This is a genomic window from Streptomyces sp. NBC_00376 (assembly GCF_036077095.1).
Lineage (GTDB): Bacteria > Actinomycetota > Actinomycetes > Streptomycetales > Streptomycetaceae > Streptomyces.
In genome coordinates, this window is the sequence record NZ_CP107960.1 from 8429647 (window position 1) to 8443838 (window position 14192).

Annotated in this window: 13 protein-coding genes and 5 pseudogenes; 7 read left to right on the plus strand and 11 right to left on the minus strand. The window is 66.8% G+C overall.

Going from position 1 to position 14192, the window contains the following annotated elements:
- Positions 1-472 precede the first annotated feature (472 nt).
- On the minus strand, positions 473-694 hold the full coding sequence (locus tag OG842_RS37695; protein ID WP_266734414.1) for a hypothetical protein: 222 nt from the start codon (positions 692-694) through the stop codon (positions 473-475).
- A gap of 526 nt (positions 695-1220) precedes the next feature.
- On the opposite strand from OG842_RS37695, the gene OG842_RS37700 reads away from it, so the two are divergent.
- Positions 1221-1814, plus strand: coding sequence for a hypothetical protein (locus tag OG842_RS37700; protein ID WP_266734413.1), 594 nt, complete (start codon positions 1221-1223; stop codon positions 1812-1814).
- Positions 1815-1936: 122 nt separating this feature from the next.
- On the opposite strand, the gene OG842_RS37705 is transcribed toward OG842_RS37700, so the two are convergent.
- From OG842_RS37705 to OG842_RS37715, 3 genes and pseudogenes are all read right to left on the minus strand, one after another.
- A complete protein-coding gene (locus OG842_RS37705) occupies positions 1937-2560 on the minus strand; it encodes a hypothetical protein (protein WP_266734412.1) in 624 nt (207 codons plus the stop codon).
- 222 nt (positions 2561-2782) lie between these two features.
- Positions 2783-4037, minus strand: a pseudogene (locus OG842_RS37710) (IS256 family transposase).
- 234 nt (positions 4038-4271) lie between these two features.
- Positions 4272-4523 (minus strand): DUF7660 family protein, encoded by a 252-nt coding sequence (locus OG842_RS37715; protein WP_266734411.1) that lies wholly within the window; start codon positions 4521-4523, stop codon positions 4272-4274.
- A gap of 149 nt (positions 4524-4672) precedes the next feature.
- On the opposite strand from OG842_RS37715, the gene OG842_RS37720 reads away from it, so the two are divergent.
- Positions 4673-4795, plus strand: coding sequence for a hypothetical protein (locus OG842_RS37720; RefSeq protein WP_266734410.1), 123 nt, complete (start codon positions 4673-4675; stop codon positions 4793-4795).
- A gap of 256 nt (positions 4796-5051) precedes the next feature.
- Here OG842_RS37720 and OG842_RS37725 read toward each other — a convergent pair whose 3' ends face one another.
- The 3 genes and pseudogenes from OG842_RS37725 to OG842_RS37735 form a co-directional block, all read right to left on the minus strand.
- A complete protein-coding gene (locus OG842_RS37725) occupies positions 5052-5396 on the minus strand; it encodes a hypothetical protein (RefSeq protein ID WP_266734409.1) in 345 nt (114 codons plus the stop codon).
- Positions 5397-5522: 126 nt separating this feature from the next.
- Positions 5523-5777, minus strand: a pseudogene (locus tag OG842_RS37730) (IS110 family transposase); the annotation flags it as partial.
- Between the two features lie 30 nt (positions 5778-5807).
- Positions 5808-6107, minus strand: a pseudogene (locus OG842_RS37735) (integrase core domain-containing protein); the annotation flags it as partial.
- A gap of 47 nt (positions 6108-6154) precedes the next feature.
- On the opposite strand from OG842_RS37735, the pseudogene OG842_RS37740 reads away from it, so the two are divergent.
- A pseudogene (locus OG842_RS37740) lies at positions 6155-7552 on the plus strand (IS30 family transposase).
- Here OG842_RS37740 and OG842_RS37745 read toward each other — a convergent pair.
- From OG842_RS37745 to OG842_RS37755, 3 genes are all read right to left on the minus strand, one after another.
- Positions 7500-8165: an IS3 family transposase gene (locus OG842_RS37745; RefSeq protein WP_328512612.1), complete on the minus strand. Its 666-nt coding sequence runs from the start codon at positions 8163-8165 to the stop codon at positions 7500-7502. The pseudogene OG842_RS37740 and the gene OG842_RS37745 sit on opposite strands and share 53 nt — an antisense overlap.
- Entirely contained in the window at positions 8162-8467 is a 306-nt protein-coding gene (locus OG842_RS37750; RefSeq protein WP_266737234.1) for a transposase, read from the minus strand. The genes OG842_RS37745 and OG842_RS37750 overlap by 4 nt, the downstream gene beginning before the upstream one ends.
- Before the next feature lie 123 nt (positions 8468-8590).
- A complete protein-coding gene (locus OG842_RS37755) occupies positions 8591-9157 on the minus strand; it encodes a YrhB domain-containing protein (RefSeq protein ID WP_266734406.1) in 567 nt (188 codons plus the stop codon).
- 268 nt (positions 9158-9425) lie between these two features.
- Here OG842_RS37755 and OG842_RS37760 point away from each other — a divergent pair.
- The 3 genes and pseudogenes from OG842_RS37760 to OG842_RS37770 all read left to right on the plus strand — a co-directional run.
- Positions 9426-9512: pseudogene (locus OG842_RS37760) on the plus strand (oxidoreductase); the annotation flags it as partial.
- Positions 9513-9666: 154 nt separating this feature from the next.
- Positions 9667-10266: an SMI1/KNR4 family protein gene (locus OG842_RS37765; RefSeq protein WP_266734405.1), complete on the plus strand. Its 600-nt coding sequence runs from the start codon at positions 9667-9669 to the stop codon at positions 10264-10266.
- Between the two features lie 301 nt (positions 10267-10567).
- A complete protein-coding gene (locus OG842_RS37770; RefSeq protein ID WP_266734403.1) occupies positions 10568-10954 on the plus strand; it encodes a VOC family protein in 387 nt (128 codons plus the stop codon).
- Positions 10955-11292: 338 nt separating this feature from the next.
- Here OG842_RS37770 and OG842_RS37775 read toward each other — a convergent pair whose 3' ends face one another.
- Positions 11293-12690, minus strand: coding sequence for a hypothetical protein (locus OG842_RS37775; RefSeq protein ID WP_401878018.1), 1398 nt, complete (start codon positions 12688-12690; stop codon positions 11293-11295).
- Between the two features lie 161 nt (positions 12691-12851).
- Here OG842_RS37775 and OG842_RS37780 point away from each other — a divergent pair, with 161 nt between their 5' ends.
- Positions 12852-14165, plus strand: coding sequence for a molybdopterin-dependent oxidoreductase (locus OG842_RS37780; RefSeq protein ID WP_328512613.1), 1314 nt, complete (start codon positions 12852-12854; stop codon positions 14163-14165).
- The last annotated feature ends 27 nt before the right edge of the window (positions 14166-14192 follow it).

The window sequence follows — 14192 nt, forward strand, 5'->3', positions numbered from 1 at the left end:
GGATGGATGTCTCCGTACTCATCATTTTCTTCTCCGGCCACAGACACTCCACCCGATCGCCGGCGATGTCGACGCGCGGCGGGATCGGTGTCGGCCTGGGAGTTCAGGAGACCATCATTGGACACCTGCACGTACTTCGCGAGGCTGCGGACCGACGTATGCCCGGACAGCTTCACCAGCACCGGCGTGGACGCGTCCTTCTCCGCAGCATGGGTCAACCGCGAGTGGCCGAACTGGACGACGGCGAACGGGTCTGACATCGATCAGTGAGCCAAGCGGACTCGCTTGCGTAAGAGAACGAAGCCGGCCCGGCCGAACCTCTGTCTCTTGAGCATCTTGATGCGGCTGACGTGTCCTTCTACGACGCCGACGCCGAGAGCGCTGGGTCCGTGCTCGCCGAGCTTGGCTTGCTGCTGCTGCAGGCGATCGGCTTGCTTCTTCCACTGCCAGGAAACGGAACCAGCGCAGCAGGTCATAGGCGTAGGAACGGCAGGATGCTGCTGTGTTCCCCACGGGCCACGAGCTCATGCATGAACTCGCTCACCGGCACGATCGGCAACCTGGAGCCATCCAACTCCCGCCACGGCAGCGCGACATCCCCGGTCGAGACATCCCTTCCGACCCGCGGCACCATCAGCACGGACCGGCCGTGCTCCAGCCGGGAGGCATTCTGATCCAGCACATCTCCGTCCACGCGGTTACTCCGAACGGAGACTTCTCCGAGGTTGCGCCACAGGTGCCGGTCGGCGACCCGGACGGCGGCGGACGCCCCGATACTGGCGCCCTCGGCGAAGAACGGGGCACGGTCACGACAGACAACCTCGATCCCGGGCGCTGGGTCAGCCGGGCCGCGAGCCTGCCCGCCTCGCGATCCGGAGGTAGGTCCACCGGCCTACGTCGTAGTTGGTGACCCACCTGGCTGGCGTCACCTCCGGCCCGGTAAGGCAACTGACAGCATGACGGTGACGATCACGCCCGCCGCAGAAGTGAATTCGGTGTTCGGCGGAGTGGACTCCCACGCGGACACGATTCACGTTGCTGTCATCACCGACCGGGGGTGGCCACGTTGCCGACGCCGAGTTCCCAACCACGACGACCGGATATGCCGCGGCGATCGCGTTCCTGAACGCCCGTGGCACGGTGAGCGCTGTCGGCGTCGAGGAGGGGACCTCCTCCTGCAGCCTGGGATTCACGTGTGCTGCTCGCCAAGCGGCCCTACCGTGATCGAGGTCAATCGACCCGACAAGGTCGAACGGTGCTGGATCGGCAAGTCCGATTGCGTCAACGCCTACGCAGCCGTCCGCGCCGCACTGTCCGGCTGGGCATCGGCCATACCCAAGGACAACACCGTCAGGAGGCATGAGCCATTGTCAAGATCTGTGGATCGGGCCGGGCTGAGACGGCTTGGGGGACACCCTGATCTTCTCGCCGTGCCAGGTGACCTCGTGCAGGCCCAGTCGCCGGTAGAGGGCCTGGGCTCTCTGGTTGACGGCAAGGACGTCAGAGCGAGGTTCGGGCCCTGCCGGCGGGCATGCTGCAGGAGTACGCGTCGCTCGGAAAACCCCGAGCGGCCGGTCACCGCCACCATGCCGGATGTCATCGGCGGCAACGCCGGGCGTGCATACGAGCAGATGAGTTCCGAACTCGACATGACCTTCCAGGACGCGAGCGGACAGGACCGTCCGGTGGACGACCCGGCTGAGTGGAAGATCTGCAACTCCCAGCCGGGCCCGAACCAGCAGATCACCGATTTCCCCGTTGTCTTCGGCGTGGTGAGAGCTTCGGAGAGTTGCAAGGACAAGACGCCGAAGTGATGTGTCCAAGGACGCCAGCGTTCCACCACGGTCTTTCATGCTGAGCATCGCGGGACTGGTGGGACGACCCACAACGATAGAGGACACGGCATCTGAACTGGTCAGACTTTCCACCGTGCGCGTCAGGGGAGGTTGTAGGTGACCACGGCGCGGGCCGGGAAGCGGAAGTAGTCGTTGACCGTGGGAGAGCGCTCGACCATGACGTTGACGCTGGACCCGGTGGCGCTTGTGGAGTGATAGATCCAGACAGGGCCACGCAGGGGAGAGCCGCACAGACCATCCGGGAGCTCGATCTCGTCGTCGGCGACCGCTTTGGTGCCGTACTTCTCATCGAACAGGGGCTCGCCATCCGGGAGGATGCCGGCACGGTGAAGGTAGTCCGGTATCTGGCCGCTCACGAAGGTGACCTCAGCGCTGCCGTTCCGGGTGAAGTAGTGGACGTCGGAGGCGCCGGATGGGATCGACGCGCCCCCGGCGTGGATCACGCCTGGCAACTGTACGTCGCTTCCCTCGCATGCCCGGACGTCGCCGAACGGGTGGAACAGTTCATCCTGGAACAGCCAGATGATCCCTCCAGCCAGCACCGCCAGGACGAGTACGACGATCCCCAGGCACGACAGCATGCGCCACAGCCCGGCCCCGCCGTCAGGCGCACCGCTCACGTTTTCTGGAAACGGCGTCCCTCCCTCCTCGCCCACCCAGTCCCCGCCCCTGGTCTCCGAACCGGCACTCCAGGAATCACTCATGAATGCCCCCTCGGTCTGCCTTGCATGCCGGCACGGGGAGCATATGCCAGTGATCAACCAGACCGGCACTGGAGTATGCGCCACGTCGAGGAGACACCGTGCCCAAGGCGCGCCCGAAGGGGCCGTCTTCGACATGTCCACTTGCGCCCCTCCCAGGCGATCACCCCACCCGGTCCGACCAGGGCCTTGGCCTCGGTGGGAGGCTTCCGCTCTTCCTTCCAGTCAGGCCGCGTGACCTTCCGGGCGTTCGACGAGGTGTCCGCGTTCGAAGCGGGATCCGGCGCGGACGAGAGCGACGAGGTGGGGTGCGGTGATGGCGCGCCAGCGCGCCTGGGCGGACTCGACGAGTTTGAACACCATCGCCAGGGCCGCGGCTGGGCTGCCAGCCCCGCGGGTGACTTTGGTCCTCAGCTTCACGGTGCTGAAAGTGCTCTCGATGGGATTTGTCGTGCGCAGGTGCACCCAGTGCTCGGCGGGGAAGTCGTAGGAACGCGAGGAGCTCGTCGGCCTCGGCGGTGACCTTCTTGGCCGCTTTCGGCCACTTCGCTCCGTAGGCGCGCTCGAAGTCCTTGATCGCCTTCTCGGCGTGGTCGCGGCCCTCGGCGTTGTAGATCTGCTGCAGGGCCCTCTTCGCGCCGGGCTGAGCCGACTTCGTTAGCGCGTTCATGACATTGCGGACCTTGTGAACCCAGCACCTCTGGTGCCTGGCCTGCGGAAATACCTCTGCGAGCGCCCTCCACAGGCCCATCGCGCCGTCACCGACCACGAGTTCGGGATCAAGCATGCCGCGTCGGCGGCAGTCCCGCAGCAGATCCGCCCACGATTCGCTCGATTCACGCAGCCCCTCGGCCAGCGCAATGAGTTCCTTGCGGCCGTCGGGGCGCACGCCCATAAGGACCAGGACGCAGGAATGGGCCTGGCCGAGGCGGACCTTGGGGTGGACACCGTCGGCCCACACGTAGACGTAGTCGGAATCCGACAGGTCGCGGGCCTGGAAGGCAGCGTGGTCGTCGGTCCACTGCTTCGTCAGCCGGGTCACCGTCGCCGACGAGAGGCCGGCCGAGGAACCCAGGAACTGCTCCATCGCGGGCACGAAATCCCCGGAGGACAGTCCGTGGAGGTAGAGCAGGGGCAGGACCTCGCTGATCTTCGGGGACTTGCGGCACCACGGCGCGAGGATCTTCGACGAGAACCGCTTGCGCTCACCGGTCTCCACGTCGACGCGCTTGTCGTTCACGCGGGGCGCCTTCACCGCGACCGGCCCGGCGGCGGTGGTCACCGTCCGTTCACGATGATGACCGTTGCGGACCACCAGACGGCGGCCGACCTCGTCCCGCTCACCAGCCAACTCCGCTATGTACTGGTTGACTTCGGCCTCCAGGGCCGCGGCGAGCATCCGCCGGGCACCCTCGCGGACGATGTCGTCCATCAAGGATCCGGTCTCCGTGGTTCCATCGTTGTTGACTACGCTGAGCACGGGCGTGCCTTCCCAACCTGCGGTGCAACGCAGGTCTACTCGGTGACCATCAATCGATCACTCGGGAAGGTACGCCCTCCGCGTTTCGCGAGGCACCTCTCCCAAGACCGATCCACAGGTCCTGAGCATTGCTCCAGAGGCCGTACGCGCCCTCCACAACGCCACCCGGCCCGCCGTCAAGGTCCGCACCGGCACCCTGAACCAGACCGCGCACATCCTCATCACCGTGCGGATTCACTCATAGACGGTGGCGGCTTCAAGGGCTCTGGCCAGGAAGGTCCAGTCCCCTTCCGCGGGGAGCTGCTTCCCGAAGTTTCGATACCAGCCCGGCGAGTCATCCATCCACGCCGCGAGGGCCTCAAGGAAGTGATCGAGGCTCTGGTTCTCCCATTCGTGCCCCCGGCGGAGGTAGTCCTGGTGCAGTTCTCGGACGAAGGCGACCAGCTCGTCGCGGCTGCGGACCTCGCCGCCGGGAGTAAGTGACATGGAGGGAAGGTACCTTGCGCCTGCGAGCACCTCCCCACGCTTGACGAACAATGGGAGCACCAGACCGGGAGCGCGGAGCACTCTGTCGCTGTGCCGCGCAATTTCCCTTGTACAGCTGCCCAGCCCGTGCTCGGGCGGCCGTCCGCCCCATGTCGACGAGGTCCTCGACCGCACGGCGGACCTGGTCCGCGGTGACCTCGGCGACGTCGCCGGTCGGCCCCAGCGGCAGCGCGGCGTTCCTGCTGATCAGAGCCACGTACGTCGCGTCGTGACCGCGTAGGTACGCGGCTGTCAGAGTGAGATCCACCGGCGCCTCACCGCTCCGTCCGCACACAGCAACGCGTCGGTCAGCTGGAACAGCGCGTCCTACGCACGGGCAGGCAATCGAAGAAGTTGTCCCGGGAGTGTGACGCCGCCACGAACGCATTCCGCCGGACATCGTGCTGCAGCAGACTCGTTCACGTCTGCGGAGTCCCCATACGAGTGATCACGTTCGGGTCATCGTTGGTTAATTCGGAGTCAACAAGATCAAGCGTCCTCTTCGGGTCCAACGTGTCGAAGGACTGTCTCATGCTCGCCCGCGGCGACGAGCCCGTCGATGACCTCGACCATCGACGGCACACCCGAGTCGCGGACGATGAGGCCGTCCCAGCACCACCAGTAGTCGCCTTCTGGGTCGCCCGCCTGCCGCTGGCGGTCCATGATTCGGTGCACCTCATCAAGGGTGAACACGGTTCCGGACCAGCGCTCGCCGTCATCGCGGATGACCCACATGTCCACATTGCAGACCTCGTTGAGGTCCTCTCCCGCACCGGGCACGAAGCAGATCTCGTATCCGTCACGCCTGACTCGGTAAAAGGGGCCGTCCCACATGCTCGCTCCGCAGCGCTCCACCGCACGCCGCCTTCATGAACCAGGCCAGACGGCCGACCAGTACACCACACGCCGCCTGAAGGGCGTAGCGAGCGTAGCAGTTTAAAGAACTTCCCAATGACGATGTCAAGCCGTAGTTGTGACGTTCGGTAGGCCTTGATAGCACGTTCCATCGCGGATCATTGCCAACAGAACATTGGCTCTGCGCCGAGCAAGGGAAAGCAGAGCCTGTTTGTGCCCCTTCCCTTCGTTCCGCTTGCGCCAGTAGTAGCTGTGCGTTGCGGGGCACGATCTCAGGCTGGCCATCGAGGAGAGGTAGAAGGCCCGAAGCAGCCCGCGGTGGTAGCGGCGGGGCCTGCGCATATTGCCGCTGACGCGGCCGGGGGCCTTGACCCCGGATTGTGAACACGTCTATGCGGCTTGGGCCAGGGTAGTTGCTGCGGGTTGGAGGCCGTTCTCGTAGGCGATCGGGGATCTTTGGCCGAGGCGGGAGTGCCTGCGTCGGGTGTTGTATCGGGTCAGCCGGCGGAAGGCGTCGAGCCTGGCCTCGCGCTCGCTCGGCCAGGCCTTTCGGCCTTTGAGTGTTTCTCTCTTGAAGGCTGCGTTGAAGCTTTCCGCGGCGGCGTTGTCCGCGCTGGACCCGATCGCGCCCATACTCTGCTGGACCCCTGCTGACCTGCAGATCTCGGCGAAGGCCCTACTCGTATATTGGACGAATTCAACTGATCGTCGCAACACCTTGATCGGGAGGTGGAGCGATGGGCTCTGTGGAGCGGCACAAGCAGGTTCGTGCGTATCGGGGGTTGATGCCGTCGCCGGGCAGGCCGTCGGTGGCCTGGCGTGAGGACAGGGTCAGGTTCTGGACGGTGATCGCTCGGGGTGCCAAGACCGAGGATGCGTGCAGTGCTGCCGGGGTGTCCGGGCCGGTGGGATTCCGCTGGTTCCGGCACGCTGGCGGCGTGAATCCGTGTCTTCCTGATGATGTGTCCGGGCGCTACCTGTCGTTTCCCGAGCGGGAGGACATCGCCGTCTGGCATGCCCAGGGCGCCGGCGTCCGCGAGATCGCCCGCAGGCTCGGACGGGCGCCGTCGACGGTCTCCCGTGAGCTGCGGCGCAATGCCTCTACCCGGACCTACAAGCTGGACTACCGGGCCTCGACCGCGCAGTGGCACGCTGAACGCCGGGCCCGGCGCCCGAAGACGGCCAAGCTCGTGGACAATCCGAGGCTGCGAGCCTATATCCAGGCCCGGCTGTCGAGGGACGTCACCGACGCCGGAGGCAACCGTCTGGGCCCGGAGGGCCCGGCCTGGAAGGGGCGCAACAAGCCGCACCGCGGCGACAGAGGCTGGGTGACAGCATGGAGCCCGGAGCAGATCGCGCGACGCCTGCCGGTCGAGTTCCCCGACGATGAGGACATGCGCATCAGTCACGAGGCGATCTACCAGGCGCTCTACGTCGAGGGACGTGGTGCGCTGAAACGCGAGCTGGTGGCCTGCCTGCGCACCGGACGGGCGCTGCGTGTTCCCCGGGCACGCAGCCGGCAGAAGGCGTGGGCCCACGTCACCGACAAGGTCCTCCTCGGCGAGCGTCCCGCCGAGGCCGAGGACCGCGCCGTTCCCGGGCACTGGGAGGGCGACCTCATCATCGGGCTGAAGCGCTCGGCGATCGGGACTCTCGTCGAGCGCACCACCAGGTTCACCATGCTGGTCCACCTGCCGCGCGAGGAGGGCTACGGTGTGGTCCCGCGCACGAAGAACGGACCCGCTCTGGCCGGATACGGTGCCAGCACGATGAAGAACGCCCTGGCCAGGACGATGACCACACTGCCTGAGCAACTCCGGCGGTCTCTCACCTGGGACCGCGGCAAGGAGTTGTCCGCGCACGCCGCCTTCACGGTCGAGACCGGCATCCCTGTCTACTTCGCTGACCCCCACAGCCCCTGGCAACGCGGGACCAACGAGAACACCAACGGCCTACTGCGTTAGTACTTCCCCAAGGGCACCGACTTGTCCCGCTGGAACAGCGAAGAGCTCCAGGCCGTCGCGGCGGTCTTCAACAACCGGCCCCGGAAAACACTCGGGTGGCGAACCCCGGCTGAAGTATTCACCAAGCAGCTACGATCGCTCCCACCAGCCAGCGTTGCGACGACCGATTGAATCCGTCCTGCGAGCCGTGGTCGGTGTGCGTGATCGCTCCTGCCAGGCTCCCGCGGGTCCGCTCGGCGGCCGCCAGGGCGTCGGTGACGAGCTCGGTCCGCATGTGGTCGGCGATCGCCCACCCGGCCAGCCGGCGTGAGGCGAGGTCGATGACGGTTGCGAGGTAGAGCGGCTTCGCGCCGCTGACCGGCAGGTATGTGATGTCCCCGACGTACTTCGTGTTCACCACAGCCGCGGTGAAGTCACGCCCGATCAGATCTGGCGCCTTCGCCGCGGCCTGGTCCGCGACGGTGGTGCGGTGCCGGCGGCGCAACCGGACTCCCTCGAGCCCGATGGTCCGCATGATCCTCGCGACGCGTTTGTGGTTGATAGCCGGGCCGTCCCCGTCACGGAGCTCGGCGGTGATCCTCGGAACTCCGTAGGTCCCGTTGGAGTCCTGGTGGACCTTGCGTATTCGGGCCGCGAGCCCGGCCTCGACGGCCTGCCGGGCCGCTCTTGCGGCTGCGGTGCGGCGCCAGTAGTAGAAGCTCGAGCGGGCCAGGCCGAGGATGTCGCAGAGCCGCTTCACGCCGTGACGGCGCTGGTGATCCTCAACGAACTGGTAGTGGTTCACCAGCGCGTCTCCGTCGCGAAATACCGGGCCGCCTTACGGAGGATGTCGCGTTCTTCCTCGAGTTCGCGGATCCTCTTGCGTGCTGCGGTCAGCTCCGCCTGAACGTCGTTGCCTTCGGTTCGGGCAGCGGTCGGCGGTGCGGAGTGAGCGCCGGGCCGGCGCCCGTCCGCGGCTCGGATCCAGTTCCTCAGCGTCTCGGTGTTCACCCCGAGATCAGCGGCGACCGACTTGATTGTCGCTCCCGGCCTCGACCGGTACAACGTGACCGCGTCCGCCTTGAAATCGGCGGGATAGTGCTTCATCCCCACAGGGACTCCGTTCTCCTGGACCATCAAGATCCAAGTCTCTCCGGTGTCCAAAATCCGGGGTCAAGGTCCGCCAACAAGGTCAACCACGTGTCTACCGCGGTTTCGACCGGTCGCATCTCAGAAATCAGCATCAATGCCGAAGGTACGTACGGCGTACACACGGTCGAGGGGTTTCACGAGATCCTGGCGAGCGATGGCCAGGAGCTGAGGCGGCACTTCACCTGCGAGCAGCCCGGATACGTAGGCGAGGGCATGCGCCGGGGAGAGCCCGGTTACCTTCCGACGAAGGGCACGGACAGCAGCCATGCGTCCGCCCGTTGCTTCCGCTGCCGTCCGTAGCTGGTCGTGGAGATCATCCACCGGAGTGCGGACCGGCAGCCCTCGGATACGACTTCGGTAGTCGTCCTCCCAAGCCCCATTGATCGCAGAGAGCACTCCGATCGAGTGGAGCCCGCCATCGGCGCGGTCGACCAGATACGGACCGTGTCCCACCAGCATCGCGGGTAGATTCCGTGTTCGCTCATACTCCTCGGATTGGACATAGACCTTCCAGGCGAGCTCGTGCTCGACTACGCGCACTACCACGCTGCGCGGGAACTGCTCGACGCCGGCGGCGGCCCACGCCTGATGGCCACGTGCCAGCTCTTCCTCAACAATGCGTACCGCGTCATCCCGTTCGATCACGACCACAGCATCACCCGGAACATCACCTCGCCACCACGGGTTTCGCTCACCAGGTCTCTCACATGAAGGAACCGCGAACCTGTCTGCCCCGGCCGTCACGAAGCATCCGCCACAGCCCCCTCCCTGCCACTGACAAGCCCCGTGGCCCCGGCCGCCGAAGTACAGGCACGAGGACGGGCATTCGAGCGAGCCAGAACGGACTACCTGCGCCAACGCGGCCCTGTGAAGTCCTTGGGGACCCGAAGACGCCTGAGGCGAGCGCCCGGAGATTGCCCGGGCCATCGCTTTCGCGATCGAACAGCCTGCCGCGGTCGATGTGAACGAGATCGTGGTCCGGCCCACCGCGCAGAGTTGACCTTTCGACCCTTCCAGCACCTTCCGGTGCGGAACCCGCAGTTGCGGGACTGCTCCATGGGAAGTGCTGGTCACAGCCGACAACATCTGGCTCCGGAGTGCTGGTTGTCAGTGCATTCTCGTAGGCTCTCGGCGACCTGATCGAAGGGATTGCCATGGAAGACCCGACGGGCATCGCAGCGCTGGCCAAGGTCCTGCCTCCAGATCTTGGCGCTGACGAGGAGATCGACTGGGTGGCCGCGGAAGCCCGGTGGGGTACGAGGCTTCCGCGGGACTACATGGCCTTCATGTCCGTGTACGGTGCCGGCTCGTTCGCGGAAGTCTGCATCCTTATGCCCCTGCCGAAGGAGTACATCCAGTGGGACCCCGGAACCTTCGAGGAGGAGACGGAGAACGCCCGTGGCACCTGGGAGATGCTGGGCGGCCAGGAAGGCCTGGACATCGACCCGGAGCATATCCTCGCCTGGGGCATCACCTCCGGCCCCGACATCCTCTGCTGGTTGACCACTGATCCCGACCCTGACAAGTGGCCGGTCCTGGTCTGCGGCCGACATACCCGCGACGACTTCACCCTGTTCTCCTGCGGCCTGGTCGAATTCCTTCGCAAGCTGCTCCTGGACGAGTTCGACCCCTATCCACTCAGCATCGATCTCCGCGACGCATCACCGCGCTACGTGCACTGGATCGAGGAGCAACGTCGCTGGAAGGCGGGCTTGGACGGATACTCCGGTGAGCCACAGCCCGTCAGCCAGTAGGAGTTGTCGCGGCCCTGCCGGTCACCGTCCCGGCACGCGGCGCGGTGGGCTGAGCCGGCGAGCGACGGCCCGCGGCCACCGGGCCGGCAGACGCGACCCAGGCACCTTCGGAGGCCCGGAGGGAAGGGACGGGACGCCTACAACCGAGAGGACCGCTTGCGGGAGCTATGGACGGTTCCTGTTTTGAGGATGGGCACCGCGACGGAGTTCGGCGTGCCGGTCGCTCGCCACGATCTCCAGTGCTGCGACCACAGAGGTTCACAGGAGGGAGGGAGGTACCGGCGTCGGGCATGATCGTCGGATGGCTCATCTCGGACTGGTGACTGTTGTCGTGCGCGATTACGACGAGGCGATCACGTTCTACACGGAGGTCCTTGGTTTCGACCTTCTGGAAGACACACCCGTCGGCGACGGGAAGCGTTGGGTGGTGGTCCGGCCTCCCGGGGCACGGGAAGCTGGTGTCCTCCTGGCCAGGGCCGCGATGGGTGAACAGTCCGCCCGTATCGGGGACCAGACCGGAGGGCGTGTCGGCTGGTTCCTGAACACCGAGGACTTCGAACGTGATTACGCGCGTATGAAGACGGCCGGTGTCACGTTCGAAGAGGAGCCGCGACGGGAGCGTTACGGCATGGTCGCTGTCTTCCACGACCTTTACGGAAATCGGTGGGATCTGATCCAATTGCACTGAGGATGCCGGGGGCAGGTTCCGGCGGTGGGGCGGATACCCAAGGGATCGAACTCGTCGAGGGCGAAGTTCCGGTCAGGTCTACCAGGCCTTGTCCGTCCGCCGGGCACCCCGGTCCCACACATGGCACACGGACGAGGTCCGCCACACGCAGCCAGAGCAACCTCAACGACCAGCACGCCCAGCCGTAATGACGGCCGGCTTTCCCCGCCCCGCCCGGCTACCAGCGCATCCAGAGTTGGCCGAGGTCCGCCCGGTGCTGCCCAGCAAGCTTCCCGGCTCTGACGTACTGTCACGGAGCCCGACTGCGGCCGGCGGAACAGTCCAGCGGTCCTTTCTCGTCACCATTCGGTCCATAGCAGGTGGTTGACGAGCAGGGCGACGACAGCCTGCGCGGTCAGCCAGCCGCGCCGGGTACTGGTGGGCAGCAGGGCGGCGGTGGGCAGCAGCCAGAGGATGAAGGGCTGCCAGATGCGTTCCGTCTCCGCCTTGCTCATCCCGGACAGGTCGGCGGCCAGGAGCGCCAGGAGCGCCATCAGAGTGAGCAGAATCAGCCGCTGGGACGCATGGGTGGTGTTGCTGCGCAGGGCGCTCACGGCTCCGGGAGCGCCGGCCGCGGCGCGGCGGAGTCCGGCGACCGTGGCGAGGCCCGCAGCGATTGTCGTGCAGGCGAGATTCGCCCAGACCCAGTAGGAGTAAGGGCGGATGCCTCCGGCTCCTTGGTGGTAGCGCTCGACGAGCAGACGGTAACCCTCCCACCAGTCGTAGCCCGCCAGGGTGCAGAGGACCGGGACGACCAGCGCTCCGGCTAGGAAGAGGGGGACAGGGCGGGCGTTACGGGTGAGGACGAGGACGGCCAGGAGCACAATCGCGATCAGCGTCAGACCATAACTGAGGTAGCAGGTCAGCCCGAACAGCAGACCGGAGGCGAATGCGGCGGCCATGGGGAGGCGGCCCGAACGGGTCGCGGCCAGGGCGAGGAATGCCACGGACCAAGCGGCGACGGCTGCGAAGTAGGCATCCGCCGAGGCGCCGGTCCACACCGCGACCGGTGCGAGGACCAGAAACGGGGCTGCGCGGCGCGCGAGGCGTTCGTCGGTCAGGGCCCGGAGCGCGATCAGGGCGGCCGGGACGGCGGAGGTGCCGATCACGATGCACCAGCTCCCGGCCCAGGACCCGCCGCCGAGCCCGATGCGGTCGAGCAGGACGAAGGTGAGTGTGGCACCCGGTGGATGACCGGCGACGTGGGTGGGCCAGTTGTCCGGGGAGCCGATGAGGATGTGGTCGTCGAAGCCGCGCAGGGCTGCACCGATGTCCTGGAAACGGTCGATGGCCTGGAGATATTCATGCTTGGTGGTGAGCCGTCCGGCGATGCCCCGGCCCCAGCCGTCGATCAGCGCCAGTGAGAAGACCCAGGCGAGCGACGCCGCCCAGGCGGCCGGGAGCAGCGTCCGATGACGGATACGGTCGGCCAGTGGCGGCCCGTACGCGATGACGGCCGCTGCCACGGCGACGGCGGCCGGGGTGCCGGGGCCGGTGTGCGGAGACCAGGACGCCAGCAGGGGAGGCCAGTGGACGTAGAGGCTTCCGTCGGCGTCCTGGATCGACCGGCCGACGAGGACGGCAGCGCTGACGAGCAGAATGCCCACCGCGGCGGCGATCAAGTCGCTGCGGCGGCCGGTGCGGTGACCGGTTTCGTTGATGACGGGGTGCTCTGTGCGGCGGTCCTCGGTTTTCACGCAGGCACGCTACGCACAGCAGGGCGGTTGCGTGTGGTGCCACAGGTGCGTGTCACCGAACCGTCAGATTTTGCTCCGGCTGCCCGATCCGGAGTGTGACGTCAGAGTTTCGTCAGGGGTCGTACGCCCTGAGTTCGGGCGTCGCGGCATAACTTCGGGACATGGGTGACAGACGGTTCGTAAAAGGTTCCCCTTCCTCGCTTCCGGACTCGGCATCGGGTCGCGGCACGGCCTTCGCCGGGCGGCTTCCCTCCGCACCCGGGTTCTGGCGCAGCCCGGTGCGCGGCGTCCGGTTCACGGCGGTGCTCGGGCTGGTTCTGCTCGCCGGGCTCACCCTGCTGTTCGTGACCGGCCTGCTGTCGTACGCCGCGTACAACCCGGATCTCGCGCCGGTCAACGACAAGACGCCGGGCAAGGGGTTGCTGGGGTTCTATCTCTTCGCCTGGCCGACCGGCCCGCACTGGCTGTACCGGCTGACGCAGGGGCTGCACGTCACGGTGGGTATCGCCCTCGTCCCCGTACTGCTGGCAAAGCTCTGGTCGGTGATCCCGAAACTCTTCGTGCTGCCGCCGGTCCGGTCGGCGGGGCATGCGCTGGAGCGGGTGTCGTTGCTGCTGCTCGTCGGCGGAGCACTGTTCGAGTTCATCACGGGACTGCTCAACATCCAGCTGGAGTACGTCTTCCCGGGGTCGTTCTATCCGCTGCACTTCTACGGGGCGTGGGTGTTCTTCGCCGCGTTCCTCGCCCATACCGGGCTGAAGCTGCCGCGGGCCGTCCGGGTGCTGCGGGGCGGCCGGCTGGAGGGCTCCGCGCCGGGCGAGGCGGATGAACTGGCCGCACCCGACCCGGCCGTGCCGACCATCTCCCGGCGCGGAGCACTCGCCATGACGGGCGGTGGGTCGCTGCTGCTGCTGATCACGTCGGCGGGCCGGAGCTTCGACGGGCCGCTACGGCAGGTCGCCCTCCTCACCCCGCGCGGCGCGGCTGAACCGGGCCCGGGTCCGAACGGCTTCCAGATCAACAAGACGGCCGCAGCCGCCGGAGTGACGGCGGCCGACACGGGACGGGACTGGCGACTGACCGTCAGTGGGCCCGCCGGGAAGATCCGGCTCAGCAGGGAACAACTGCTGGCCATGGACCAGTACAGTGCCGCGCTGCCGATCGCCTGCGTGGAGGGCTGGTCGACGTCGGACCAGTGGTGGCGCGGAGTGCGTCTGAGAGATCTGGCGGCCCTCGCGGGGTATCCGGACCGGCCGCCGGGAGTGCTGGTGGAGTCCGTCCAGCACAGCGGGGCGTTCAGGAAGGTGGCCCTCCGCGACAATCAGGTGCGCGACCCGCGCGCGCTGCTGGCCTTGCAGGTCAACGGCGAGACCCTCTCGCTCGATCACGGATATCCGGCGCGGGTCATCGTCCCGGCGGCCCCTGGCGTGCTCAACACCAAATGGGTGGCCCGGCTGACGTTCGAGGCACTGTGAGAGGGAAGGCGGGCAACCGGGTGAATC